Source organism: Streptomyces sp. NPDC002779 (assembly GCF_042888685.1).
In the GTDB taxonomy this organism is placed as follows: domain Bacteria; phylum Actinomycetota; class Actinomycetes; order Streptomycetales; family Streptomycetaceae; genus Streptomyces.
In genome coordinates this window covers 122,626-146,234 of sequence record NZ_JBIAQC010000009.1, presented here as the reverse complement: position 1 = coordinate 146,234, position 23,609 = coordinate 122,626, and the positions used below count along the sequence as shown (strand labels likewise).

General features: G+C 73.0%; 19 protein-coding genes. 12 read left to right on the top strand and 7 right to left on the bottom strand.

The window, feature by feature from the left end; translation table 11 throughout:
* The first annotated feature begins 43 nt into the window (after positions 1 to 43).
* Positions 44 to 1,573 carry a cytochrome P450 gene (locus ACFYW5_RS25260; protein ID WP_389419347.1) on the top strand — a complete coding sequence of 510 codons (1,530 nt, stop codon included), beginning with the start codon at positions 44 to 46 and terminating at the stop codon, positions 1,571 to 1,573.
* Here ACFYW5_RS25260 and ACFYW5_RS25255 read toward each other — a convergent pair.
* From ACFYW5_RS25255 to ACFYW5_RS25245, 3 genes are all read right to left on the bottom strand, one after another.
* Complete coding sequence (locus ACFYW5_RS25255; RefSeq protein WP_389419529.1) at positions 1,567 to 2,514, bottom strand: RluA family pseudouridine synthase; 948 nt, start codon at positions 2,512 to 2,514, stop codon at positions 1,567 to 1,569. The genes ACFYW5_RS25260 and ACFYW5_RS25255 overlap by 7 nt on opposite strands.
* Before the next feature lie 660 nt (positions 2,515 to 3,174).
* A complete protein-coding gene (locus ACFYW5_RS25250; RefSeq protein ID WP_389419346.1) occupies positions 3,175 to 4,017 on the bottom strand; it encodes a siderophore-interacting protein in 843 nt (280 codons plus the stop codon).
* Positions 4,018 to 4,162: 145 nt separating this feature from the next.
* Complete coding sequence (locus ACFYW5_RS25245) at positions 4,163 to 5,092, bottom strand: 5'-3' exonuclease H3TH domain-containing protein (protein WP_389419528.1); 930 nt, start codon at positions 5,090 to 5,092, stop codon at positions 4,163 to 4,165.
* A 193-nt stretch (positions 5,093 to 5,285) separates the two neighbouring features.
* Between ACFYW5_RS25245 and ACFYW5_RS25240 the strand changes: the two genes are divergently transcribed.
* The 4 genes from ACFYW5_RS25240 to ACFYW5_RS25225 all read left to right on the top strand — a co-directional run bounded on the left by ACFYW5_RS25240 (position 5,286) and on the right by ACFYW5_RS25225 (position 10,609).
* The gene (locus ACFYW5_RS25240) at positions 5,286 to 6,374 is read left to right on the top strand and encodes a glycine betaine/L-proline ABC transporter ATP-binding protein (protein ID WP_389419345.1); all 1,089 of its coding nucleotides are present in this window, start codon (positions 5,286 to 5,288) and stop codon (positions 6,372 to 6,374) included.
* The gene (locus tag ACFYW5_RS25235; RefSeq protein WP_389419344.1) at positions 6,367 to 8,979 is read left to right on the top strand and encodes an ABC transporter permease/substrate binding protein; all 2,613 of its coding nucleotides are present in this window, start codon (positions 6,367 to 6,369) and stop codon (positions 8,977 to 8,979) included. The genes ACFYW5_RS25240 and ACFYW5_RS25235 overlap by 8 nt, the downstream gene beginning before the upstream one ends.
* A 344-nt stretch (positions 8,980 to 9,323) precedes the next feature.
* Positions 9,324 to 9,890 carry a helix-turn-helix domain-containing protein gene (locus tag ACFYW5_RS25230; protein WP_389419343.1) on the top strand — a complete coding sequence of 189 codons (567 nt, stop codon included), beginning with the start codon at positions 9,324 to 9,326 and terminating at the stop codon, positions 9,888 to 9,890.
* Positions 9,890 to 10,609, top strand: a complete 720-nt coding sequence (locus tag ACFYW5_RS25225) for a helical backbone metal receptor (RefSeq protein WP_389419342.1) — start codon at positions 9,890 to 9,892, stop codon at positions 10,607 to 10,609. The genes ACFYW5_RS25230 and ACFYW5_RS25225 overlap by 1 nt, the downstream gene beginning before the upstream one ends.
* Here the strand turns inward: ACFYW5_RS25225 and ACFYW5_RS25220 are convergent.
* Entirely contained in the window at positions 10,521 to 11,699 is a 1,179-nt protein-coding gene (locus tag ACFYW5_RS25220; RefSeq protein ID WP_389419341.1) for a TDT family transporter, read from the bottom strand. The two genes, ACFYW5_RS25225 and ACFYW5_RS25220, sit on opposite strands and share 89 nt — an antisense overlap.
* A gap of 70 nt (positions 11,700 to 11,769) precedes the next feature.
* Between ACFYW5_RS25220 and ACFYW5_RS25215 the strand changes: the two genes are divergently transcribed.
* Entirely contained in the window at positions 11,770 to 12,678 is a 909-nt protein-coding gene (locus tag ACFYW5_RS25215; protein ID WP_389419340.1) for a LysR family transcriptional regulator, read from the top strand.
* A 21-nt stretch (positions 12,679 to 12,699) separates the two neighbouring features.
* Here the strand turns inward: ACFYW5_RS25215 and ACFYW5_RS25210 are convergent, their stop codons facing one another.
* Positions 12,700 to 13,395 carry a gamma-glutamyl-gamma-aminobutyrate hydrolase family protein gene (locus ACFYW5_RS25210; protein ID WP_389419339.1) on the bottom strand — a complete coding sequence of 232 codons (696 nt, stop codon included), beginning with the start codon at positions 13,393 to 13,395 and terminating at the stop codon, positions 12,700 to 12,702.
* A 38-nt stretch (positions 13,396 to 13,433) separates the two neighbouring features.
* A complete protein-coding gene (locus tag ACFYW5_RS25205; RefSeq protein WP_389419338.1) occupies positions 13,434 to 14,168 on the bottom strand; it encodes a FadR/GntR family transcriptional regulator in 735 nt (244 codons plus the stop codon).
* Between the two features lie 87 nt (positions 14,169 to 14,255).
* On the opposite strand from ACFYW5_RS25205, the gene ACFYW5_RS25200 reads away from it, so the two are divergent.
* The 4 genes from ACFYW5_RS25200 to ACFYW5_RS25185 are packed head-to-tail and all read left to right on the top strand — an operon-like array spanning position 14,256 to position 18,711.
* Positions 14,256 to 15,614: a glutamine synthetase family protein gene (locus tag ACFYW5_RS25200; RefSeq protein WP_389419337.1), complete on the top strand. Its 1,359-nt coding sequence runs from the start codon at positions 14,256 to 14,258 to the stop codon at positions 15,612 to 15,614.
* 8 nt (positions 15,615 to 15,622) lie between these two features.
* Positions 15,623 to 16,996: an aldehyde dehydrogenase family protein gene (locus ACFYW5_RS25195; RefSeq protein ID WP_389419336.1), complete on the top strand. Its 1,374-nt coding sequence runs from the start codon at positions 15,623 to 15,625 to the stop codon at positions 16,994 to 16,996.
* On the top strand, positions 16,993 to 17,793 hold the full coding sequence (locus tag ACFYW5_RS25190; protein ID WP_389419335.1) for a 3-oxoacyl-ACP reductase: 801 nt from the start codon (positions 16,993 to 16,995) through the stop codon (positions 17,791 to 17,793). Before ACFYW5_RS25195 ends, ACFYW5_RS25190 begins: the two co-directional genes overlap by 4 nt.
* Positions 17,794 to 17,820: 27 nt before the next feature.
* Positions 17,821 to 18,711, top strand: coding sequence for a DUF2510 domain-containing protein (locus ACFYW5_RS25185; protein WP_389419527.1), 891 nt, complete (start codon positions 17,821 to 17,823; stop codon positions 18,709 to 18,711).
* Positions 18,712 to 18,736: 25 nt separating this feature from the next.
* Here ACFYW5_RS25185 and ACFYW5_RS25180 read toward each other — a convergent pair whose 3' ends face one another.
* A complete protein-coding gene (locus ACFYW5_RS25180) occupies positions 18,737 to 19,939 on the bottom strand; it encodes an amino acid deaminase/aldolase (protein ID WP_389419334.1) in 1,203 nt (400 codons plus the stop codon).
* A gap of 1,652 nt (positions 19,940 to 21,591) precedes the next feature.
* On the opposite strand from ACFYW5_RS25180, the gene ACFYW5_RS25175 reads away from it, so the two are divergent.
* Both ACFYW5_RS25175 and mycP read left to right on the top strand, forming a co-directional pair.
* Positions 21,592 to 22,404 (top strand): hypothetical protein, encoded by an 813-nt coding sequence (locus ACFYW5_RS25175; protein ID WP_389419333.1) that lies wholly within the window; start codon positions 21,592 to 21,594, stop codon positions 22,402 to 22,404.
* Complete coding sequence (gene mycP / locus ACFYW5_RS25170) at positions 22,401 to 23,591, top strand: type VII secretion-associated serine protease mycosin (RefSeq protein WP_389419332.1); 1,191 nt, start codon at positions 22,401 to 22,403, stop codon at positions 23,589 to 23,591. The genes ACFYW5_RS25175 and mycP overlap by 4 nt, the downstream gene beginning before the upstream one ends.
* Positions 23,592 to 23,609: the final 18 nt, after the last annotated feature.

Sequence of the window (23,609 nt, the reverse complement as noted above, 5' to 3'; positions counted from 1 at the left end):
ATCCCGAACTCCCCTGACACCGGATCCACTTCGGAGCGACCACGTGACGCCTGAATCCCACTCCCTGACCGGCACGGACGACCCGCGGTCCGGCCCGCCGCCCGGTTGCCCCGCCCATCGCCTCGGGCCAGGGGGACTGCGCCGGCTCTACGGTCCCGACGCGGAGGACCTGGACGAGCTGTACGAGGAACTGCGCGAGGAGCACGGGCCGGTGGCGCCGGTGCTGCTCCACGACGACGTGCCGATGTGGGTGGTGCTCGGCCACGCCGAGAACATGCACATGCTCCGCACCCCCTCGCAGTTCTGCCGGGACAGCCGTATCTGGACCCCGCTGCTGGAGGGCATGGTCAAGCCCGACCACCCCCTGATGCCGCACATCGCCTGGGAGCCGATCTGCTCCTACGCCGAGGGCGACGAGCACCTCCGGCTGCGCGGTGCGGTCACCGGCGCCATGTCCACCATCGACCACCGCGGCATCCGGCGGTACATCAACCGGTCCACCCAGCGCCTGGTCAACCAGTTCTGCGAGCAGGGCAGGGCGGATCTCGTCGGCCAGTTCGCCGAGCATCTGCCGATGGCGGTGATGTGCGAGATCCTCGGCATGCCCGAGGAGTACAACGACCGGATGGTGCAGGCCACCCGCGACATGCTGCGCGGCACCGAGACCGCCATCGCCAGTCACGCGTACGTGATGGGCGCCCTGCAGCGGCTCACCGAGCGCCGCCGGGTCGAGCCCGCCGACGACTTCGCCAGTCAGCTGATGAGCCACCCGGCCCGGCTCACCGACGACGAGGTCACCAAACACCTCTGGGTCGTGCTGATGGCGGCCTACGAGGCCACGGCCAACCTCCTCGCCAATGTGCTGCGCATGGTCCTCACCGACCCCGGTTTCCGGGCGCAGTTGAACGGCGGCCAGATGACGGTGCCCGAGGCGGTCGAGCAGTCCCTGTGGGACGAGCCGCCGTTCAGCACCGTCTTCGCCTACTACGCCAAGCACGACACGGAGTTGGGCGGCCAGCGCATTCGCAAGGGCGACGGTCTGCTCTTCGGCATCGCACCGGGCAACGTCGACCCGCGGGTCCGGCCCGACCTCGCCGCCAACATGCAGGGCAACCGGTCCCATCTCGCCTTCGGCGGGGGTCCGCACGAGTGTCCCGGCCAGGACATCGCCCGTGGCATCGCCGACGTCGGCGTCGACGCGCTGCTGATGCGCCTGCCGGACGTCCGGCTCGACTGCGCCGAGGAGGAGCTGACCTGGCGTCAGTCGATTTCCTCCCGGCACCTGGTGGAGCTCCCGGTCCGCTTCGAGCCGAAGCCGCAGCAGGACGTGACGATGAAGCCGAGCCTCAACCAGGTGCCGGCCCCGCGTCCGGCGTGGCAGATCAGCACGGGGTCGCGTCCGCTGCCGGGGTCCGTGTCCCAGCAGGCGCCCGTGCTGCAGCCGGGTTCCGTGTCCCAGCCGGCACCCGCACCCCAGCCGGTGCCCGCAGTCCCGCCACCGGTCCCCGCGCCCGAACCGCCCCGCAGGCCGGGCGCGTGGCGCCGCTTGGTCCGCTGGTGGAGGGGTTACTGACCGGCCCAGGTGCCGTACGACGCCCAGGCCCCGAGCACCCGCCCGCTGCGGAAGCGGTGCTCCGCCCCCGTGATCGGATCGGTGAACTCCAGTGCCCGCGCGAGCAGTTGCAGCGGGCGCCGGAAGTCACCGGCCGGTGCGGGGGCGGCCACCACCGGGTAGAGCGGATCGCCGAGGATGGGGATGCCGAGGGCGTTCATGTGGACCCGCAGCTGGTGGGTCTGCCCGGTGGCGGGCAACAGCCGGTACCGTCCGAGTCCGTCGCCCCGGTGCTCGACCAGCTCGATCCGGCTGACGGCGTTGACCTCGCCCGCCACCTCCCGGGCGGCAAGCTCCCCGCGCTCCTTGAGGATCCGGCTGCGCACGGTCGTGGGCAGGGCGAGGGAGGCGTCGTACGGCGCGACGGCCTCGTACTCCTTGCGGATCCGTTTGTCGCGGAACAGCGTCTGGTAGGCACCCCGTTCCTGGGGGCGCACGGTGAACAGCACGAGTCCGGCGGTGAGGCGGTCGAGCCGGTGCGCGGCGCCGAGCGTCGGCAGCTCCAGCTCGCGCCGCAGCCGGGCCAGCGCGGTCTCCTTGATGTGGCTGCCGCGGGGGGTGGTGGCGAGGAAGTGCGGTTTGTCGACGACGACGATGTGCTCGTCGCGGTGGACGACTTCCAGCGGGAACGGCACGGGTGCCTCGTCCGGCGGCTCGCGGTGGAACCACACGAACATCCCCGGCACATAGGGGGCGTCGCCCTCGACGGGCCGCCCGTCGGCCCCGACGAACAGCCCCGCCTCGAACATCCGGTCGATGACCCCGTCCCCGGCGGCGAGCCGCTCCACCAGATGCTCCCGCACGGTGGCCCAGCCACCCCCACCCGGCAACCGCACCCGCACCGGATCGACCCCGTCGCGCTGGGGGAGCGGGGAGGGCGGGGGAGGAATCCGGCGTCGCATCATGATCAAGGGTACGGGTGGGGACGCTGGCGGTGGTGCGGCGGTTGGGTTGGGGGCGGTCGGTGGAAGGCCCCGGCGGTGGTGCGGTGGTCGGGCTGAGGGGGCGGTCCGGTTGAGGCCCCGGTGGTGGTGCGGTGGTCGGGCTGAGGGGGCGGTCCGGTGGAGGCCCCGGTGGTGGGGCTTGGTGGCGGGTGCGCGGTGGGGCTCGGCGGGTCCGTGGTGGGGCGCGGAAGGCTTGGCTGCCGGGGATCTGGCGGCGGTCCCGTGGTGAGGCTTCGGAGCGGGCCCGTGGTGAGGCTTGGTGGTGGGTGCGCCGGCTGCATCACCGGTGTCCCCGATCCGGCCGACCGGTGGTGGGGCGCGGAGGGCGTGGCCGCGGGAGCATCGGCGGCGACCCGTGGCGGGGCTTCGCGGCGGGTCCGCGCGTGCCCGAGGGGCTCAGGCTGCGGTTTCCACGCGAGCGTCTCCCGCGGCGGTCGTGCGGTGGGGCGTAAGGCCTGCCCGATGGGCTCATGCAGCGTTTCCATGCGGGCGTCTCCCGCGGCGGTCGTGCGGTGGGGCTCAGGGCAGGGGGCCCGCGGTGGGGTTCAGGGCGGCGGGTCCGCGGTGGCGCTCAGGGCGGGGGCCATGATGGGGCCCCGTCGCGTCCTCCCCCAGGGATCAGGCGGCCGGTTTGCCTTCCTGTTCTGCTTCGATTCGGGCGTTCCATTCGCGCTTCGAGGCCTGCCAGCCGTCCTCGTTGTGGCCGAGGCGCCAGTAGCCGGAGATCGACAGGTCCTCGCGGGGGATCTCCCGTTCGACGCGGAGCAGGCGGCGTAGGTCCTTCACGAAGGCCGCCTCGCCGTGGACGAAGGCGTGCACCCGGCCCTCGGGGAAGGGCAGCGCGCGGACGGCCTCGGTCACGGCCGCGCCGACCGGGCGGTCCCCGCGGTGCAGCCAGCTCACTGGCACGTCGGAGTCGATCTTCTGCTCCTCCTCCGGGCCCGCGATCTCCACGAAGGCGTACGCCCTGGCGCCGGCCGGCAGCGCTTCCAGGGCGCAGGCGATGGCCGGCAGGGCGCTCTCGTCGCCGACGAACAGATGCCAGTCCGCGGTGGCGTCGGGGGCGTAGGCGCCGCCCGGGCCCATGAACCGCACGGTCTCCCCGGGCCGGGCGCGCAGGGCCCAGGGTCCCGCGAGGCCCTCGTCGCCGTGGATCACGAAGTCCAGCGTCAGCTCGCGGTGCTGGGGATCCCAGGCGCGCACGGTGTAGGTGCGGGTCACCGGCCACTGGTCGCGGGGGAACTCCGCCCGGATCCGCTCCAGGTCGAAGGGCTCCGGGTAGGTGACCCCGTCGGGGCCGAAGAGGAGCTTCACGTAGTGGTCCGTGCAGGTGTCGGCCGAGAAGTCGGCCAGGCCCTCCCCGCCGAGCACCACGCGCTGCATGTGCGGGGTCAGCCGTTCAGTACGGACGACCTGCGCGGCGTGGGGCTTGCGCGGCTTGCGGGCAGGGCGTTCTGCCATGACGGCCTCCCTCGAATAAGCTTAGGGTTACCTAAGTTAGCACCTCGGCCCGTCGAATGGTTCCTGCGGCAAAGCGCGTGAAGGAGAATTCAAGGGACGAATTCCCAGCCCAGTGAACCTCATTCACTCGATGGGGGAACGCCCTTCACGCCGCCAGCGTCGTCAGCAGGCGCTGCAGAGATCCCCCGAGCCCCCAGCGCTCCGCCAGCCCCTGGAGCGCGGCCTGATCCTGCGGAGTGCGCGGCAGCGCGGTGTCCACGTCCGGCAGCGGTACGTCGTCCGCGACCCGCACGACCGTCGGCGCCACCGCTACATACGGCCGTGCCTCGTCGAGCCGCTTGCGCTGCGCCGGGGTCAGCTTCGACTTCGAATCGTCCACCGCCGCCATGATCCCGGCCAGGTCCCCGAACTCGGTCAGCAGCTTGGCCGCCGTCTTCTCCCCGATGCCCGGCACCCCCGGCAGACCGTCGCTCGGGTCGCCGCGCAGCAGCGCCAGATCCACGTACCCGCGGCCGTCGACGCCGTACTTCTCGCGCAGCCACGCCTCGTCGGTGAGCTGGAGCGAGGCCACGCCCTTGAGCGGATACAGCACCCGGATCCCCCGCGCGTCGTCCACCAGCTGGTACAGGTCGCGGTCCCCGGTGACGATGTCCACCGGGCCCTTCGCCCGCGCGGTGAACGTGCCGATCACATCGTCCGCCTCGTACCCCGCGACCCCCACCCGCGCGATGCCGAGTGCGTCCAGGACCGCCTCGATCACCGGCACCTGCGGCGAGAGGGTGTCCGGGACGACCTCCTCGTCGGGGCCGGCCTCATGCTCCTCGGCGACCCGGTGCGCCTTGTACGAGGGGATCAGGTCCACCCGCCACTGCGGCCGCCAGTCGGCGTCCATGCAGGCCACCAGGGCGTCCGGGCGGTGGTCCTTCACCAGGCGGTCGATGAAGTCCAGTAGCCCGCGCACGGCGTTCACCGGGGTGCCGTCCGGGGCCTTCACGGAGTCCGGCACGCCGAAGTAGGCGCGGAAGTAGAGCGAGGCGGTGTCGAGGAGCATCAGTCGTCCGGTCACGCCCCGCATCATGCCGTACCCCACTGACAGGGGGCTGTCCCGGCGCAACGGGGTGCGTCAGGCGCGTCGGCTGTGGGCTGGAACACTTGTGCGTTTGTGTCCGACGCGGAAGGGCAGGCGCCGCCCCGGAGCGATGCCGCCTCGTGCGCCGCGTCGCTCTCTCTTTATGGAGCCCTTTGCCGTCGAGAACGAGAAGGTACGCGTGTCAGCCAGGCTGGAAGCCGAACATCTTCACAAGGTGTTCGGGAGACGACAGGACGAGGCAGTGGAGCGGCTCCGAGCCGGGGCCGACCGGGAGGAGCTGCGCGCCGACGGCACCACCGCGGCCGTCATCGACGCCTCCTTCACCGTTGAACCGGGCCAGATCTTCGTCGTCATGGGCCTGTCCGGCTCCGGCAAGTCCACGCTGCTGCGGATGCTCAACGGCCTGCTGGAGCCGACCGCGGGACAGGTCCGCTTCGACGGCCAGGACCTGACCGCGCTCAGCCCCCGCGAGCTGCGCGAGGTCCGGGCCAGGAAGATCAGCATGGTCTTCCAGCACTTCGCGCTCTTCCCGCACCGCAGTGTCGTCGAGAACGCCGCCTACGGCCTGGAGGTCCAGGGCGTGCCCAAGGCGGAGCGGCTCGCGCGCGCCACCGAGGCCCTCGAACTGTGCGGCCTGAAGGGCTGGGAGAAGTCCTGGCCCGACGAGCTGTCCGGCGGCATGCAGCAGCGCGTCGGCCTCGCCCGCGCGCTCGCCACCGACGCCGACCTGCTGCTGATGGACGAGTCCTTCAGCGCGCTGGACCCGCTGATCCGCCGCGACATGCAGGACCAGCTGCTGGAGCTGCAGACGAAGCTGAAGAAGACCATCGTCTTCATCACCCACGACCTCAACGAGGCCATGCGCCTGGGCGACCGCATCGCCGTCATGCGCGACGGCCGCATCGTCCAGATCGGCACCGCCGAGGACATCCTGGTGCGCCCCGCCGACGACTACGTCGCCTCCTTCACCCAGGACGTCGACCGCTCCCGGGTGCTCACCGCCTCCTCCGTCATGAACCGCGAGGTCCGCGGCGACGAGGCCGACTGCGCCTGCGCGACCGCGACGCCCGACACCCCGTTCCACGACCTGTGCGCCCTCAGCGCCCGCCTCTCCCACCCGGTCGCGGTGCTCGACGGACAGCAGCAGCTGGTCGGCGTCGTGCCCCGGCAGCGCCTCGTCGGCTTCCTCGGCGACGAGACCGCCGAACCCGAGCCGTGCCCGGCCCCCCGGGACAAGGACGGAGAGAAGGTGACCGCCCGTGCCTAGGATCCAGTTCGGTTCATGGGTCAACGACGCGGTCGAGTGGCTCACCACCCACATGGGCTGGCTGTTCGACTTCCTGGAGCAGGTCTTCCGCGGCGCCTACGAGGGCGTCGACGCCGTCCTCCAGGCGCCCGAGCCGCTGCTGCTCACCGGCATCTTCGCGGTGATCGCGTGCTGGCTGCGCGGCACCCTCGCCGGGGTCCTCACCTTCGTGGGCTTCGCCTTCGTGATCTCCCTCGATCTGTGGGAGGACGCGATGGTGACCCTGTCGCTGGTCCTCGTCGCCACCCTCATCGCGCTGGTGATCTCGGTGCCGCTTGGCATCTGGGCGGCGCGCTCCAGCCGGGTCAGCGCGATCGTGCGGCCCGGCCTGGACCTGATGCAGACACTGCCGGCCATGGTCTACCTGATCCCGGCGATCCTCTTCTTCGGCAGCGGCGCCGCCGCGGGCATCGTCGCCACCCTCGTCTTTGCGCTCGCCCCCGGTGTGCGCATGACCGAGCTGGGCATCCGCCAGGTCGACAAGGAGCTCGTCGAGGCCGCCGAGGCCTTCGGCACCACCCCGCGCGACACCCTGCTGCGCGTCCAGCTCCCGCTGGCCCTGCCCACCGTGATGGCGGGCGTCAACCAGGTCATCATGCTCGGCCTGTCCATGGCGGCCATCGCCGGCATGGTCGGCACCGGCGGTCTCGGCGGTGACGTCAACGAGGCCATCGGCCAGCTCAACATCGGCCTCGGCGCCGAGGCGGGCATCGCCATCGTCATCCTCGCCATCTACCTGGACCGGATGACCAGCGCGCTGGGCACCCAGGTCTCCCCGCTCGGCCGCCGCGCCGCCGCCCGGGCGCGTGCCGCCCGGGGACTGAGGATCTGGTCGTACCGCCCCCGCGCCTCCGTCGCCGTGGTCGGTGTCGTGGTGCTGGCGCTGGTCGCGGGCGGCATGGGTGTCTTCGGCGGCGCCGACGAGAGCGAGCCCGTCGCGGGCGGCGACAACGTCGGCCAGGGCAAGAAGATCAGCATCGGCTACATCCCCTGGGACGAGGGCGTCGCCTCCACCTTCCTGTGGAAGGAGATCCTGGAGCAGCGTGGCTACGAGGTCGAGGCCAAGCAGTTCGACGCGGGCCCCCTCTACACCTCCCTCGCCCAGGGCGACGTCGACTTCCAGACGGACGCCTGGCTGCCCACCACCCACGAGCAGTACTGGAAGAAGTACGGCTCCCAGCTGGACGACCTGGGCTCCTGGTACGGCCCGACCTCCCTCGAACTGAGCGTGCCCGCCTATATGAAGGGCATCGACTCGCTGGAGGACCTCAAGGGCAAGGCCGGGCAGTTCGACGGCCGGATCACCGGCATCGAGTCCAGCGCCGGGATGATGAGCCTGCTCAAGAGCAAGGTGCTGAAGGAGTACGGCCTGGACCAGGAGTTCAAGGTCGTCGACAGCTCCACGCCCGCCATGCTGGCCGAGCTCAAGCGGGCGTACGCCAAGAAGGAACCGATCGTCGTCACGCTCTGGTCGCCGCACTGGGCGTACAGCGACTACAAGCTGAAGAAGCTCAAGGACCCCAAGGGTGCCTGGGGCGAGGGCGACGGGGTGCACACCCTGTCCCGCAAGGGCTTCGCCGAGGAGAACCCGGTCGTCGGTGAGTGGCTGAAGGACTTCAAGCTCACCGAGGAGCAGCTCACCGGGCTGGAGTCGGAGATCAACAAGGCCGGCAAGGGCCGGCAGCAGGACGCCGTACGGGCCTGGCTGAAGGGTGAGCCGGGGCTCGTCGACAAGCTCGCGCCGGTCAAGGAAACCCAGACCCCGCCCGAGGCGAAGCGCCCGCTGGACGTGGCCTGGTTCCCCTGGGACGAGGACATCGCCGTCACCTACCTGTGGAAGAACGTCCTGGAGCGGCGCGGCTACCGGCTGAACCTCAAGCAGATGGACGTCGGCCCCGTCTACACCGGCCTCGCCTCCGGCGACCTCGATCTCAACTTCGACGCCTGGCTGCCGTACGCGCAGAAGAACTACTGGGACAAGAGCAAGGACAACCTCCACGACCTGGGGACCTGGTACGAACCGACCTCGCTGGAGCTCGCCGTGCCGTCCTATGTGAAGGGCATCGACTCGCTGGCGGACCTGAAGGGCAAGGCGGACACCTTCGACGGGAAGATCGTCGGCATCGAGCCCGGCACCGGGGAGATGAACCTGCTCAAGGCCAAGGTGCTTCCCGGGTACGGGCTGGACGACGAGTACCAGGTCGTCGACGGCTCCACGCCCGCGATGCTGGCCGAGCTCAAGCGCGCCTACGCCAAGAAGGAGCCCATCGCCGTCGTGCTGTGGTCCCCGCACTGGGCGTACAGCGAGTACGAGCTGACCAAGCTGAAGGACCCGCGGAAGTTCTTCGGTGAGGGCAACACGATCCGGACGATCTCCAACAAGGACTTCCCCGAGCGGTACCCCCAGCTCACGAAGTGGATCAAGAACTTCAGGATGAGCGAGGACGAGCTCGGCACCCTGGAGCGTGAGATCAAGGACCGTGGTCAGGGGCATGAGGAGGAGGCCGTCGCCGCGTGGCTCGAGGAGCACCCGGAGATGGTCGACCGCATGACCCCCGCGGCCTGAACCCCCGAATACGGCGGGCGTCCGGCACACCTGACGGTGCCGGACGCCCGCCTTCTCTTTGTGCGCGCTCTTTGTGCGCGAAATCCGGCCAAGTAGGGTGAGGGGATGTCGTTCACCGGGTCGACCTGCCGCTTCGCCCGGGACCCGGGCGCCGGTGCGGCGGGCGGTGCCCGCGGCGGCGGGCCGGCCGGGGCCGGACGATGGCGCGAACTGTGAGGTCCGGCTCCCGCCGTGTGTCGTCGATGTGACGGGCGTGGGAAACGGTTTGCCGAACATGCGTAGGGTGCAGAGAACTCACCAGAGGAGTCGGCACCGGACGACGGGTGAAGGAGGGAGCCGGAGCGATGGGCGACCACAAAGAGCAGCCCCTGCGGGTGGGCGCGGCCGTACGGCGGCGGCGTCGCGCGCTGGAGCTCACCCTCGCCGTCGTGGCCGAGCGCAGCGGCCTGTCGGTGCCCTTCCTGAGCCAGGTGGAGAACGACCGCGCCCGCCCGAGCAGAAGCTCCCTGGAGAAGCTCGCCGACGCCCTGCGCACCACGGCCGTCGAACTCCTCGCCGCGGCTGACCCGGCGTGCAGCGTGGACGTGGTCCGCTCGGAGTGCGCCGAGGTGGCCCCGGAGCCGCGCACGCGGTCCCTCGTGCGCGGTCACCATCAGATGCACGCCTCGGAGTTCACCGGGGACCATGAGGCGGGACGCGAGTTCCAGTACCGCAACGACCAGTTGATGTACGTCGCCGACGGCGCCGTGGAGATCGAGGCGGAGGGACGCGCCTACCGGCTCGGCCGCGGCGACACCCTGTACCTCACCGGCGGGGTCCGCCATCGCTGGCGGGCCACGGTGCCGGAGACCCGGGTGGTGGTCGTCGCGGTGGCCGAGCACATCGAGGCGGTCCAGGACCGGCCGCGCTGATGCGCGTGGTCTCCCTGGTGCCGTCCCTGACGGAGGCCGTGGCCCTCTCGGCCCCCGGCGTCCTGGTCGGCGCCACGGACTGGTGCACGCATCCGGCGGGCCTCGGCGTGACCCGGATCGGCGGCACCAAGAACCCCGGGATCGAGCGGATCGCCGCACTCGCCCCCGACCTGGTGATCGCCAATGAGGAGGAGAACCGCGCCCCCGACCTCGCGGCCCTGCGGGCGGCCGGGATCGAGGTGCTCGTGACCGGGATCCGCGATGTGCCGGGGGCGTTCCGGGAAGTGGACCGGGTGCTCACCGCCTGCGGCACCGGGTCCCGGCCCCGCTGGCTCGACGAGGCCGAGCGGACCTGGTCGGCGCTGCGGCCCTCCGACCGCCGTACGACCGCCGTGGTGCCGGTCTGGCGGCGCCCCTGGATGCTGCTGGGCCGCGACACCTTCGCCGGCGACGTCCTGGCCCGCCTCGGCGTGGACCACCTGTACGCGACGCACGAGGACCGCTATCCGCGCGTCCCGCTGGAGGAGCTGCGGGCGGCGGCCCCCGACGTCGTCGTCCTCCCGGACGAGCCCTACCGCTTCACCCCCGACGACGGCCCCGAGGCCTTCCCCGGCCGGCCCTGCGCGCTGCTCAGCGGCCGGCACCTGACCTGGTACGGCCCGTCTCTGACCGAGGCGCCGGACGTGCTGGGCGCGGCCCTGCGGGCAGTGCGCCGCTGAGCCGCGCCGGGCCTGGCCCCGCGAGCAGTGCGCCGGTGCGGAGGCCGCGTGCGGTGCATACCGTGGCTGTCAGCCAGGCGGTGACCAGGACGGCGTAGAGCACGGCGGCCAGGCCGTCGTAGACCACCAGGCCGGTGTGCCGGGCCAGGGACTCGGCGCCGGTGACGCAGGTGCCCACCGGGAAGGTGAAGGCCCACCAGGTCATCGCGAACCGCATGCCCTGCCGGCGGGCGCGCACGCCGTGGGCGGTGGCGAGACCGAGCCAGAGCAGCGCGAAGCCCATGACCGGCACGCCGTACAGCACGGCCAGTACATCGAAGCCCTCGCTGTACGGGGCCGGTACGACGCCCGGCGCGTGATCGGCGAAGTTGCCGACCGCGGTGGTCGACTGGCCCAGCGGACCCAGCACCAGGAACAGGGTGGGGGTCAGTGCGAGCGGCAGCGGGCCGGTGGTGATCAGACGCGCGAAGACCAGCGGCAGCATCAGCAGGGTCGCCAGGAGGCTCAGCCCGAACAGCGCGACACAGGCCAGCAGCAGCGTCGTCCGGGCCTGTCCGGCGGGCAGGTACGGCACCAGCGACGGGCCGAGGGCCGCGGACACCATGGGCGCCACGAGCGGCAGCAGCCAGACCGGCGTGGCCTGACGCGGCTCGACCCGATGCCGTACGGCCATCAGGTACGGGACGGTCACCGCCGCCGCGAGTCCGACAGCCGTGCCGGCCGTGAACAGCACGACGTCCAGCGCGACCGCCGCTCCGATGCCGATCCAGTCCCGGCCGACGGCCAGGGCGCCGCCCCCGACGGCCAGCAGGGCCATGGCGAGGCAGCCGTAGAAGGGGGCCGTCGCCGGGTCCATGAGGTGGGCGCGGGCCTGGTCGCGGTGGTGGACCCAGTGCAGGGCGCGGGCGGCGAGCAGGGCGGCCAGCAGGAGCGCGGAGAGCGCCCACACGGCGGTGCACAGCGGCCGGGGCACGGGAAGCCCGGCGCCGGCGGTGGCGACGATGGCGGTTCCCATCACGGAGGCGTACCAGTTCGGTCCGAGGTGACGGACGGCCGGGGCACGGGGGAGGGTCGGGGCGGCGGTGACCATGCTGCCACCGTCCCGCCCCTCGACGCCCACCACCAGGGAGGACGTCTCTATGAGGACATAAGCTGGCTTTATGAGTAGTGCGGTGACGACCTCCCTGGCCCATCGAGTCCCGGATCTCGGCGCCCTCGAACTGCTGCTGGCGGTGGCCCGGCTGGGCAGTCTGGGCGGGGCGGCCCGGGAACTGGGCATCACCCAGCCCGCGGCCAGCAGCCGGATCCGGTCGATGGAACGGCAGCTCGGGGTGGCGCTGGTGGACCGCTCACCGCGGGGCTCACGGCTGACCGACGCCGGTGCGCTGGTGACCGACTGGGCGCGGCGGATCGTGGAGGCGGCGGAGGCCTTCGACGTGGGCGCGCAGGCGCTGCGGGACCGGAGGGACTCCCGGCTGCGGGTGGCGGCGAGCATGACGATCGCCGAGTACCTGCTGCCGGGCTGGCTCCTGGCCCTGCGCGCGGGCCGCCCGGACACCGCGGTGTCGCTGCTCGCGGGCAACTCGGCCGCGGTGGCCGAACGGCTGCTCGCCGACGAGGCGGACCTGGGCTTCATCGAGGGCCTGACGGTCCCGACGGGCCTGGACTCGGTGGTCATCGCCCACGACCGGCTGATCGTCGTCACCGCCCCCGGCCACCCCTGGGCCCGCCGCCGACGCCCGCTCACCCCCGAGGAGTTGGCGGCCACCCCGCTGATCCTCCGCGAGAAGGGCTCGGGCACCCGGCAGGTCCTGGACACGGCCCTGGGCGGCCTGGCCCGCCCGCTGATCGAGCTCTCCTCCACCACGGCGGTGAAGGCGGCGGCGGTGAGCGGGGCGGGGCCCGCCGTGCTGAGCGAACTCGCCGTCCGCGAGGAGTTGTCCATGCGCCGCCTGGTGAGCATCCCGGTGGCGGACGTGTCGCTGGCCCGGGACCTGCGAGCGGTGTGGCCGACGGGGCACCGGCCGGTGGGTCCGGCGCGGGATCTGCTGCATCTGACGCGGGGCTGAGTGCCGCGCCGGGCTCTCCCTTCAGGGCGTGGCCGTGCGGCTCGCTTCCACCAGTGCCCTCATCACCCGCACGTCCTCACCCATCTCCGGGTGCCACTGCACGCCCAATACCCAGTGCTCCCCGGGCAGTTCCACGGCTTCCAGAGTGCCGTCCGCCGCATGGGCCGACGGGACGAGCCCCGCGCCGAGACGGTCCACCGACTGGTGGTGGTACGTCGGCACACTCGTCTCCTCCGGGGCGATACCGGCGTACAGCGTGCCCGGGACCGGCTTGACCGGGTGCCGGCCGAAGATGCCGACCAGCTCGGCGTGGCCCTCCAGATGCTGCACCAGCGTGCCGCCGAGGGCGACGTTCAGCAGCTGCATGCCCCGGCAGATCCCGAGCAGCGGCACCCGCGCGGCCAACGCGGCCTCGATCAGGGCCAGTTCCCACGCGTCCCGCTCCCGCGCCGGAGGTCCCGTCCGCGGATCGCGCTCGACGCCGTAGCGCACCGGCTCCACATCGGGTCCGCCCGCGATCACCAGCCCGTCGAGCCGGGCCACCGTCGCCGCCGCGTGCTCCGGGACGTCCGGCGGCAGCATCACCGCGAGCCCGCCCGCCCGCTGCACCAGCCGCGGATAGCCGGCCGGCAGCAGCGCCGCCTCCAGCTCCCACACGCCCCAGCGCGCGGCGGTCTCCAGATACGTACTGACCCCGATCAGCGGCCTGTCCGGCATGCCCCGCCCTTTCAATGGACCGTTCTCATACCTTTGCCTCACGTCAGGAACCCCCTGAGCAGGGCCGCGGTTCCCGAGCAGTGCTCCCGCATGATCTCCCGCGCCGCGTCCGCGTCCCCGTCCAGCACCGCCTCCACCAGCGCCGCGTGCTGCCGCTGCGAGTGCTCCAGGTTGCGGACCAGGATCGGGATGCAGTCCAGCAGTTCGTTCACCGTCGCCCGCACCGCCGCGTACTGCGCGGTCAGCGTCGGTGAACCGCACAGCTCGGCCAGCGTGAGGTGCAGCAGCGTGTCCCGGCGCCGGTAGTCGCCCAGCGGCGCGTCCCGGGTGCGGGCCAGCGCGCCGCGCAGCCGCTCCCGCTGCTCCCCGCTCAGCCCGTGCGCCGCGCACAGCCCGGCCGCGCCCACCTCCAGCACCTCCCGGAAGCGCAGCACGTCCTCGATGTCCACCGAGGCGATCCGGCGGCGCAGCTCGTCCTCGCCGGCGGCGTCCGCGCGCGGAAGCACGAACGTTCCGCCGTACCGCCCGCGCCGGGACTCCACCAGGCCCTGGTCCTGGAGCACCTTGAGCACCTCGCGCAGCGTCACCCGGCTGATGCCGAGCCGCTCCGCCAGCTCCCGCTCGGCCGGCAGCCGCTCGCCGCCCGGCACCAGACCGAGCCGGACCACCTGGAGGATCTGCTCCAGCGCCTCCTCGAAGCCGTTGCCCGCCCGCACCGGCCGCAGCACCGGGGTGAGCCGGTCCTCCGGGCCCGGTTCCGTCTCCACCGACATCCGGCCGTGCCCCCTTCCCAAGCAATGGTTCTGAGCAATACCTTATGGCTCCGGAGCTGACCGAAGAAGCCTTAAGGAGGCTTTCCCGTGGCAGACCGCACACCGCCGCTCGGCGTCGAGGAGCTGCACGCCCTCGTCGCCGGCGGTGAGATCGACACCGTCGTCCTGGCCTTCCCGGACATGCAGGGGCGGCTCCAGGGCAAGCGGTTCGCCGCGCGCTTCTTCCTCGACGAGGTACTGCACCACGGCACCGAGGGCTGCAACTACCTGCTCGCCGTCGACACCGAGATGAACACCGTGGACGGCTACGCCATGTCGTCCTGGGACCGCGGCTACGGCGACTTCGCGATGCACGCGGACCTGACCACCCTGCGCCGCGTCCCCTGGAACGCCGGCACGGCCATGGTCATCGCCGACCTCGCCTGGGAGGACGGCTCCCCGGTCGTCGCCGCCCCGCGCCAGATCCTGCGGCGGCAACTGGAGCGCCTCGCCGGGCTCGGGCTCACCGCCCAGGTCGGCACCGAGCTGGAGTTCATCGTCTTCAAGGACACCTACGAGCAGGCCTGGGACGCGGGCTACCGGGGCCTGACCCCGGCCAACCAGTACAACATCGACTACTCCGTCCTCGGCACCGGCCGCATCGAACCCCTGCTGCGCCGCATCCGCAACGAGATGGCCGGCGCCGGACTCACCGTCGAGTCCGCCAAGGGCGAGTGCAACCCCGGCCAGCACGAGATCGTCTTCCGCTACGACGAGGCCCTGGTCACCTGCGACCAGCACGCCATCTACAAGACCGGCGCCAAGGAGATCGCCGCCCAGGAGGGCATGTCCCTGACCTTCATGGCCAAGTACAACGAGCGCGAGGGCAACTCCTGCCACATCCACCTCTCGCTCACGGACGAGGCCGGTGACAACGCCATGGCCGGGCCCGACGGGATGTCCGAGGTCATGCGGCACTTCCTCGCCGGACAGCTGACGGCCCTGCGCGACTTCTCCCTCCTCTACGCCCCCCACATCAACTCCTACAAGCGGTTCCAGCCCGGCTCCTTCGCGCCGACCGCCGTCGCCTGGGGGCAGGACAACCGCACCTGCGCCCTGCGCGTGGTCGGCCACGGCCGCTCGCTGCGCTTCGAGAACCGTCTCCCCGGCGGCGACGTCAACCCCCATCTCGCGGTCGCGGGCATGGTGGCGGCGGGCCTGTACGGCGTCGAGCACAAGCTCCAGCTGCCCGAGGCCTGCGCCGGCAACGCCTACACCGCCGGGTACCAGCACGTCCCGACCACCCTGCGCGAGGCCGCCGAGCTCTGGGAGAACAGCCCCATCGCCCGGGCCGCCTTCGGCGACGAGGTCGTCGCGCACTACCGGAACATGGCGCGCGTCGAGACCGACGCCTACGACGCCGCGGTCACCGACTGGGAGCTGCGCCGCTCCTTCGAACGCATGTGAGGCCCGCTGTGTCCGACCAGCTCCAGGTACTGAACCCGGCCACCGAAGAGGTGGTCGCCACCGTCCCGGCGGAGTCCGCGGCGGACGTCGACGCGGCCGTCGTACGGGCCGCCCGCGCCCAGACCGCCTGGGCGGCCCTCGCCCCCGCCGACCGGGCCCGGCTGCTGCGCCGGTTCGCCGTCGTCGTGGACGAACACCTCGAAGAACTCGCCGAGTCGGAGGTCCGTGAGGCAGGGCACACCATCGGCAACGCCCGCTGGGAGGCGGGCAACGTCCGTGATCTGCTCGACTACGCGGCGGGCGGCGTGGAGCGCCTGACCGGACGCCAGATCCCGGTCCCCGGCGGCCTCGACGTCACCTTCCTCGAACCGCTCGGCGTCGTCGGCGTCATCGCGCCCTGGAACTTCCCGATGCCCATCGCGGCCTGGGGCACCGCGCCCGCGCTCGCCGCGGGCAACGCCGTGCTCCTCAAGCCCGCCGAGACGACCCCGCTGACCGCTCTGCGACTGGCGGAGCTGGCCCTGGCCGCCGGTCTTCCCGAGGGCCTGTTCCAGGTGCTGCCCGGCCACGGTCCGGTCGCCGGGAACGCCCTGGTGGAACACCCCGGCGTCGCGAAGATCGTCTTCACCGGGTCGACGGCGGTGGGCAGACAGGTGTGGGCGAAGGGCGCCGCGCACCTCAAGCGGGTCACCCTCGAACTCGGCGGCAAGAGCCCCAACATCGTCTTCGCCGACGCCGACCTGGAAACCGCCGCCCGGGCCACCCCCATGTCCTTCCTCGACAACTCCGGCCAGGACTGCTGCGCCCGCACCCGCATCCTCGTCCAGCGGACGGTGTACGACCGCTTCCTGGAGCTGCTGGGCCCGGCGATCGAGGCGGTACGCGTGGGCGACCCCGCGGACGAGACCACGGACATGGGCCCGCTGATCTCCAGGGCCCAGCTGGAGCGGGTGAGTTCCTACGTCGACCCGGACGCGGCCGGCATCCGCGGCAAGGCCCCCGAGGGCCCCGGCTTCTGGTTCCCGCCCACCGTCCTCACCGGCGTCGACCCGCACGCGCGCGTGGCCGTCGAGGAGGTCTTCGGGCCGGTGGCCGTCGTCCTCCCCTTCGCGGACGAGGCCGAGGCCGTCGCGCTCGCTAACGGCACCGACTACGGCCTGTCCGGCTCGATCTGGACCCGGGACGTCGGCCGCGCCCTGCGCGTCTCGCAAGCCGTCCGCGCGGGCAACCTGTCCGTCAACTCCCACTCCAGCGTCCGCTACTGGACCCCCTTCGGCGGCTTCAAGCAGTCCGGCGTCGGCCGCGAGCTCGGCCCGGACGCGCTGACCGCCTTCACCGAGACCAAGAACGTCTTCATCAGCACGGAGGGCCCCGCACAGTGACCTCATCAACCTCAGCAACCGAACAGCCCGTCTGCCGCCGACTGGTCGGCCGTACCGCCGTCGTCACCGGAGCCGGCAGCGGCATCGGTCTCGCTACCGTCCGCCGGCTCGCCTCCGAGGGCGCGCACGTGGTCTGCGGCGACGTCGACGAGCAGCGCGGCAAGGCGGCGGCGGACGAGGTGGGCGGCACCTTCGTCGAGGTCGACGTCACCGACGCCGAGCAGGTGGAGGCGCTGTTCCGGACGGCCCACGACACCTACGGCAGCGTCGACATCGCCTTCAACAACGCCGGGATCTCGCCGCCCGACGACGACTCCATCCTGGAGACCGGCCTGGAGGCCTGGAAGCGCGTCCAGGAGGTCAACCTCACCTCCGTCTACCTGTGCTGCAAGGCCGCGATCCCCTACATGCGGCGCCAGGGCAGGGGCTCGATCATCAACACCGCGTCCTTCGTGGCGCGGATGGGCGCGGCCACGTCCCAGATCTCCTACACGGCCTCCAAGGGCGGCGTCCTCGCGATGTCCCGTGAGCTGGGCGTGCAGTTCGCGCGCGAGGGCATCCGCGTCAACGCGCTCTGCCCCGGGCCGGTCAACACCCCGCTGCTGCAGGAGCTGTTCGCCAAGGATCCCGAGCGCGCCGCGCGCCGCCTGGTGCACATCCCGCTCGGCCGGTTCGCCGAGGCGGAGGAGATCGCCGCCGCCGTCGCCTTCCTGGCCAGCGACGACTCCTCCTTCGTCAACGCCACCGACTTCCTGGTGGACGGCGGGATCTCGGGGGCGTACGTCACTCCGCTGTAGGCCGCGTCCTACAGTGCCTGCATGAGCATGACGCCACCACCCGGCTGGTACCGCGACCCCAAGGCCCCGCACCTGGAGCGCTGGTGGGACGGAACCGCCTGGACCGAGTACCGGCGCACCCCCGAGGTGACGGCGCCGATGCCGGTCGCGGGAGCCTCCGGGCGGTCCAGGGCCGTCGCCGTCACCGCGGCGGCGGTCGTGCTCGTGGCGGCGATCGTCACGGGCGCGGTGGTGCTGGGGCAGGGGGAGGACCAGGGCGGTGCGGAGCTGGAGACGGCGCCCACGTACTCCACCGAGGCCCCTCCCTCGCCGACCCCGACCGGGAGCGAACCGTCCGCCGACGACCCGGCCGTCGTGACCGACGAACTCAACGGCATCACCCTGCCGTTGCTCGACGGCTGGGTCCGGCCGAAGTACGTCGCCGAGGACGACGTCGTCATGACCACGGACGGCACCTACGACTGCCCCGGCGACGACGGCGTCTGCCGCCACGGCCTCGTCATGTCCCGGACGGTCACCGAGAACGACGAGCGGTCCCCGCGGGTGCTGGCCGAGCAGGACATCGAGGACGCCGCCGAGTCCGCGTACGACCGCGACACGATCGGCAGGCGGCCCTACGGCGGCATGGAGTCCCACGAGGTCGTCACGTCGGGCCCGGTCGCGGTGGCGGGCCGGGCCGGCTGGTTCGTGCGCTGGCGGGTCACCACGGCCGAGGGCCCCGGCGGCTACGTCCAGTCGACGGTCTTCCCGTCCCGCGTCGGCACCGAGTCACCGGTCTGCGTGCGCTACGTCTTCGACGCGGGCCCGGATGGACCGCCCCTGGCCGACATGGACCGGATCACCAAGGGCATCCGGTCCTTCGCCGACCCGGACGGCGGCGGGGGAGTGGGCAGCAGCGTGGGCCCCGGCGAGGGGTAGGACCCGGCCGGGGGATGCAGACGCGTCAGAGGAAGGTGTGGCCCTCGCCTCGGTACGTGGGGACGGTCGCCGTCACCGTGTCGCCCTCGACGAGGTGCAGTTGCGCGAAGCGTTCGCACAGCTCGCCCGCCTTGGCGTGCCGGAACCACACCTTGTCGCCGATGAGCAGGTCGTCGGCGGGGGAGCCGAGCAGCGGGGTCTGGACCTCGCCGGGGCCCTCCTGGGGGTCGTAGCGCAGCCCTTCCGGAAGGTACGGCACCGGGAGCCGGTCGGGTCCCGCGGCACCGGAGGCCGGGTAGCCGCCGCCCAGGACGGTGACGACGCCGACGCCGGGGCGCCGGACCACGGGCTGGGCGAACAGGGCGGCCGGACGTCCGCGGAAGGATGTGTAGTTGTCGAAGAGCCGCGGTACGTAGAGTCCCGACCCGGAGCCGATCTCGGTGACGCAGTCCTCGGCGGCGGTGTGCTGGACGCTGCCGGTACCGCCGCCGTTGACGAAGGCCAACTCCGGTGCCACCGCCCGCAAAGCCCGCACCACCTCGGCCCGGCGCCCGGCGAGTTCCCGGCGCGCGGTGGCCTGCATCAGCCGGACGGCACGTGAGCGCAGGGGGTGCCCGGCGACGGAGTCGCCCACGCCGGCGATGTGTCCCTCGTACGCCATGAGCCCGACGACCTCGAACCCCGGCCGGCGGGCCACGAGACGGGCCAGGTCGGCGACTTGGCCCGGGGTGTGCAGCGGGGAGCGGCGGGCGCCGACCCGGATCCGGCCGCCGAGCCGCCTGAGCGAGGTGTCCAACTCCAGGCAGATCCGGACGACTTCACGTCCCCCGTCGCGGGCGTCGTCGATGAGCCGGAGCTGGGCCGGGTCGTCGATCATCACGGTGACGGCGCCGGCGAGCTTGGGATCGCTGGTGAGTTCGGCGAATCCGGCGCGGTCGGCGGACGGGTAGGCGAGCAGGATGTCGTCGAAGCCGGAGCGGGCCAGCCACAGGGACTCGGCGAGGGTGAAGGACATGATCCCCGCGAAGCCGTCGCGCGCGAGGACGCGTTCGAGCAGGGCACGGCAGCGTACGGACTTGCTGGCGACGCGGATGGGCTTGCCTGCCGCGCGACGGACGAGGTCGTCCGCGTTGGCGTCGAAGGCGTCCAGGTCCACGATCGCGAGGGGGGCGTCGAGATGGGCGGTGGCCCGGTCGTAACGGGCCCGGTCGGCGGCGCGCGCAGTCATGAACGAAGCCTGCCAGACTGGATTACCGCAGGGTAGGGGGACGTTCCGGGCTAAAGCCCCGGGCTCGTGGACTGGTTCCCGCGGCGCCGGGGGCAAGCCGTAGAGTGACGCGCACGCATGTGAGGGCCGGGATGCCGGGCTCCGCGTGCGGGTAGATGGTGCCCGGGACACCGGGCTCGGGCGAACGGAACGGGGCCCGCGCAGGACACCAGGCCCGGGTACGAGGAAACGGGGGGCGCATGAACACGGAAGCGCAGCGCGCCTGCCAGCCGACGCCCGGGTCGGGGGAGGGCGAGAGCGCGCCGACTGCGCAGGACTCCCGCTTCCCGACCCTCCGCACCCCCTCCGCCCGCTTCCCGGACACGACCCCTCCCCCCGCGGACGAGGCGGCCCCCCCGTCGGTCCCGCCCCGCCCGGCGTCAAGCCCGGCTACCCCCGCCGGCGCGGCCCCGCCGCCGGTTCCGGCCACCCCGACATCCTCCGACGGCACGCCTCGGCGCCCGGGCGCGGTTCCGCCGTCGGTTCCGTCCGTCCCGACATTTTTCGACGGCACGCCTCGGCGCCCGGGCGCGCCGTCGCCGTCGGTTCCGCCCCGCCCAGCATCGAGCCCGGCTGCCGCCGGTGGCGTAGCCCGCCGCGCGGATGCCGCTTCGCCCTCGGCTCGTCCGACGGCTTCCGACGGCCTGCCCCCGCGTCCGGCTGCCAGCCCGACTGCCTCCCGCGGCGCGGCCCAGCGCCCGGACGCCGCTTCGGCGCGCCCGCCGGTTTTCGAGAGCCCGCTCCGGCGCCCGGCGCCCGAGCGGCCGGGCTCGGCTGTCCCTCGCCCGACGGCTTCCGACGAGGTGTCCCCGCGTCCGGCGTCGAGCCCCGCTGTTGCTGATGGCGGGGCCCACTATCCGGCCTCGGCTCCGCCGCCGGTTCCGCCCCGCCCAGCATCGAGCCCGGCTGCCGCCGGTGGCGCGGGCCAGCGTTCGGATTCTGCTGCGCCCTCGGCTTCAGGTCGCTCGACGGTTTTCGGGGCCCCGCCCCAGCGCCCAGGCGCGGATTCGCCGTCGGTTCCGGCTCAGACTGCTTCCGAGGGCCTCCCCCCTCGCCCGGCCTCCGGCCCCGCTGCCGCAGACGGCGCGTCACAGCGCCCGAGCTCCGCTCCGGTTGGCCCGGCGGGCATGCCCCCGCGCCCGGCGTCTACCCCTGCCGTCGCTCCGGCGCGCCCCGCCACACCCCCGTCCGCTACCCCGCCCCGGCCAGACGCGCCTGCTTCCTCGCAGTCGCATCGCCAGGCCCCGTCCACTCCTTCGCCTGGCGCGCCTGCCGCCTCGCATTGCCCGGCCCCGTCCGCCACCCCGCCTTCGCCTGGCGCGCCTGACTCCTCGCGTCGCACGGTTCCGTCCGCCACCCCGCCTTCGCCTGGCGCGCCTGACTCCTCGCGTCGCATGGTTCCGGCAGCTCCCGCCGTCCCGCCCCGCCCCGCCGCGCCCGGCCCCTCGCAGGGACCTCCCACCGTGCCTCCGCAGGTCACCGGTTCCTCGGCTCACCAGGTCGGGCGTTCCGGTAGCCGTCACCCTGAGGCCGGCTCGGAGACCACTCGGCGATTGCGGCCCGTTCCGGGTGAGGGGGCGGGGCCCGATCCTGCGTTTTCCTGGAGTGCTCCCGTGGCGGCGCCGCGGGAGCGGCCCGTGGTGTCGTTCGGGGAGCCCGAGGGGTACGACGGGGGAGGGCGGACGCGGGGGCGCGGGGGCCGGGTGGCCGCCGTCGCCGCCTGTCTCGTGCTGGGGCTCGGACTCGTCGGGGGAGCCGTCACCGGGAGCTGGCTCGTCGGGGACTCCGAGGCCGCCGGTTCCCGGGACGATTTCGTCGCCGCCCGTAGCCTGTGGCACAGCCTCCCCGTCGATCAGCTGTTCCCGGCGAGCGTCAAGGGGCAGGGCGCCGGCCCGGGCGGCGCCGACCGCACCTGGACCCGGATCGCCGTCGCCCCGGACAGCGGCTGCGCGGACGCCTTCGACCCGCTCCTGCGCAAGGCCCTCGCCCCCGTCGGCTGCCAGCGGCTCCTGCGCGCCACCTACACCGACGCCACCCAGACCTACGTCACCACCGTCGGCCTGCTCTTCACCAAGGCCGACGCCACCGCAATGACCTCCCTCGCCGAGCGGTTCACCGAGGAGGGCCTGGACAGCCGTACCGACCTCATGCCCCGCCCGTACGGCCCCGGCTTCGACAGCGACCAGCGCGCCACCTGGACCGTGTCCGTCCTCACCGACGCCCCGGTCGTCGTCTACTCCGTCTCCGGCTGGGCCGACGGCCGCGACGTCGACGAGCCGCAGCCCGCCGAGGACGCCATGGAGTCCGGCGCCACCACGGCCCCCGCCCAGGCCGGCCTCGGCCACGAGGCGAAGGGCCTCGCCGACCGCGTCGAACGCGCCCTGCGCAAGCACGTCGGCCCCTACGCCACGGAGCCGGCCTCATGACCGCCGCCCGCGCCCGCCGCACGGGCCTGCTCGGCGTCCTCCTCGCCGCCTCCCTCGCCCTGGTCCCGTCCACCGCCGCCCACGCCGACGGCATCCGCGGCCAGCAGTGGGCCCTGGAAGCCATGCACACCGACGAGGCCTGGCAGACCACCCAGGGCGAGGGCATCACCGTCGCCGTCCTCGACACGGGCGTCGACGACGAGCACCCCGACCTCGCCGGCAACGTCCTGCCCGGCAAGGACATGGTCGGCTTCGGAGCGAAACGCGGCGACCGCGCCTGGGCCCGCCACGGCACCGCCATGGCTGGCATCATCGCGGGCCACGGACACGGCCCCGGCAACGGCGACGGCGTACTGGGCATCGCCCCCGAGGCCAGGATCCTCCCCGTCCGCGTGATCCTGGAGGACGGCGACCCGGCCCGCGCCAAGGCCCGCACCACCCGCGGCAACGCCCTCGCCGAGGGCATCCGCTGGGCCGCCGACCACGGCGCCGACGTCATCAACCTCTCCCTGGGCGACGACTCCAAGTCCGCGCACCCCGAACCCGCCGAGGACGAGGCCGTCCAGTACGCCCTGCGCAAGGGCGCCGTCGTCGTCGCCTCGGCCGGCAACGGCGGCGAGAAGGGCGACCACATCTCCTACCCGGCCGCCTATCCGGGCGTCATCGCCGCCACCGCCGTCGACAAGTTCGGCACCCGCGCCTCCTTCTCCACCCGCCGCTGGTACGCCACGGTCAGCGCCCCCGGCGTCGACGTCGTGATCGCCGACCCGGACCGCAAGTACTACGAGGGCTGGGGCACCAGCGCCGCCGCGGCCTTCGTCTCCGGCGCGGTGGCCCTGGTCAAGTCCGCCCACCCGGGCCTGGACCCGGCCCAGATCAAGAAGCTCCTGGAGGACACGGCCCGCAACGCCCCCGCCGACGGCCGCGACGACTCCCGCGGCTACGGCTTCATCGACCCCGCCGCCGCCATCGCGAAGGCCGCCGGCCTCAAACCGGCGGGCCTGCGGGCCAGGGGACACGGCGACGAGTACTTCGGCCCGGGTCCCGACACCCGTAAGGCCTCGGACGACGCCACGGGCTGGGCGGCCCCCCTGGCGGGCGGCACCGGAGGCGTCCTGCTGGTCGCGGCGATCGTCCTGTGGCGAGGCCGGCGCCCCCGGCAGGACGACCACCGGGCCCGCTTCTAGCCCCTCGCGAGCACCGAG